The 1,341-nt window shown below is 47.7% G+C and carries 3 protein-coding genes and 1 pseudogene; all 4 read left to right on the top strand.

Annotation, left to right across the window (positions count from 1 at the left end):
• Positions 1-19: 19 nt before the first annotated feature.
• Positions 20-268: a type III secretion system needle filament protein VscF gene (gene vscF / locus R7Q47_RS24790; protein WP_029801879.1), complete on the top strand. Its 249-nt coding sequence runs from the start codon at positions 20-22 to the stop codon at positions 266-268.
• Positions 269-271: 3 nt separating this feature from the next.
• Positions 272-631: a YscG family type III secretion system chaperone VscG gene (gene vscG / locus R7Q47_RS24785; RefSeq protein ID WP_005477707.1), complete on the top strand. Its 360-nt coding sequence runs from the start codon at positions 272-274 to the stop codon at positions 629-631.
• Positions 628-1,254 carry a YopR family T3SS polymerization control protein VscH gene (vscH, locus tag R7Q47_RS24780; RefSeq protein ID WP_318089926.1) on the top strand — a complete coding sequence of 209 codons (627 nt, stop codon included), beginning with the start codon at positions 628-630 and terminating at the stop codon, positions 1,252-1,254. Before vscG ends, vscH begins: the two co-directional genes overlap by 4 nt.
• Before the next feature lie 8 nt (positions 1,255-1,262).
• Positions 1,263-1,341, top strand: a pseudogene (locus R7Q47_RS24775) (EscI/YscI/HrpB family type III secretion system inner rod protein); the annotation flags it as partial.

Here is a 1,341-nt window from a genome sequence, read left to right as displayed (position 1 = left end):
AAAAATAAAGGGAAATCCTATGTCATTTTACGATGCGACCAACAGTGTAAACCTCGATGACGTTAAAAAGAAACTTGAGCAACAAGCGAAAGACGCGAACAAATCCGTCACCGATGCAATTAAAAATCTAGAAACCAACGCGGACGACCCATCTAAGCTGGCTGAGCTTCAGCACGCTATCAATAAATGGTCGGTGGTGTACAACATCAACGCGACCACCACTCGTGCGATCAAAGATGTAATGCAGTCGATCCTGCAGAAGGTGTAATGCATGGAACGAGAATTACGCCAGCTGTTGGCTGAAATTGCTTTGATGGCGACGGGGATGCATCGCCATCAAGAGGCCAATACGATTGCTGATTGCCTTGAGGAGACCTCGAACTCTGAAGAAGTCGTAGTAATGATTCGTGCGATGAGCCTGATGAACAAAGGCGCGTACGAAGAGGCACATCGATTACTTGAGCCACTTTGCACCGCGTATCCTGACCTGATCAGTTTGGCGGCGCTAGCGGCTGCAAAAGCAGGGTTACTAAGCCAAGCTGAACGTTGGATGGAACTGGCAGCTCAAGGCAGCGAAGAAAGCCAAGCTTTTGCGGCGAGCTTCACCCAAGACATTAGGAATCTTGGATGAGAGTCGACCCTAACTTTGTCGGACAAACGCCCGCTCATTCAACCGATGTTCGTCACTATGAACGCGACGATGCGAAGCGAATGAGCGAGCTTATGACGCGAGAAACTACGGCCGAAGTTTCTCGCTCAGCTCCCAAAGACACGCTGACAAAAGTAGAAGAGAAACTCAACGCAATTAAAGATTGGTATGCGTCAATCAAGGAAGCAGAGACTGTCTCTAAACAAAGCGTGCTTTCTTCGTTAAAGGACGTTTTTTCTGATCCTCAAACGCAAAAAGAAGCGCTGTGGTACGCCTTTCATCAGGCGAAAAGCGCCAAAGGAACGGATGATGCCGTTCCGGAATTATTGAGCGTTCTGAAACAAGAGTTGCTCGGAGATTTTGTTGGCCAGTTAATGGCTGAGCCGCCAACAGACAGAGCAGCATTAAAAGCGATGCTTGCGCAAAGCTTCCCACTTGGCGCTCAGAAAGAACAAGCGCTTTGGCATTGTTGGGCAGAGCTAAAGTCTTTGCCAGAGATGACATCAACAGTCGATTTAGTCCGTGAAGAGCTGAGTTTTGTTATCCAAAAAAACGCGATGGTGAAGAACATCATGACTCACAGCCATAAGTTAGATTTGTCGTAGGAGTACACATGATCAATACACAGTACACCGAGGTGATGCAAACCAACCTTGAGAAGTTGCAAGATGCTCAAGTCGAAGACGGGCTGA

This window comes from Vibrio sp. Vb0349, from assembly GCF_033338975.1.
The sequence above is the reverse complement of the archived record's forward strand: the minus strand, read 5'-3'. Positions and strand labels throughout refer to the sequence as shown.

Excerpts from the sequence above, each read along its gene's own strand:
- vscG (WP_005477707.1), top strand. The coding sequence starts at position 272 with ATGGAACGAGAATTACGCCAGCTGTTGGCTGAAATTGCTTTGATGGCG.
- vscF (WP_029801879.1), top strand. The coding sequence starts at position 20 with ATGTCATTTTACGATGCGACCAACAGTGTAAACCTCGATGACGTTAAA.
- vscH (WP_318089926.1), top strand. The coding sequence starts at position 628 with ATGAGAGTCGACCCTAACTTTGTCGGACAAACGCCCGCTCATTCAACC.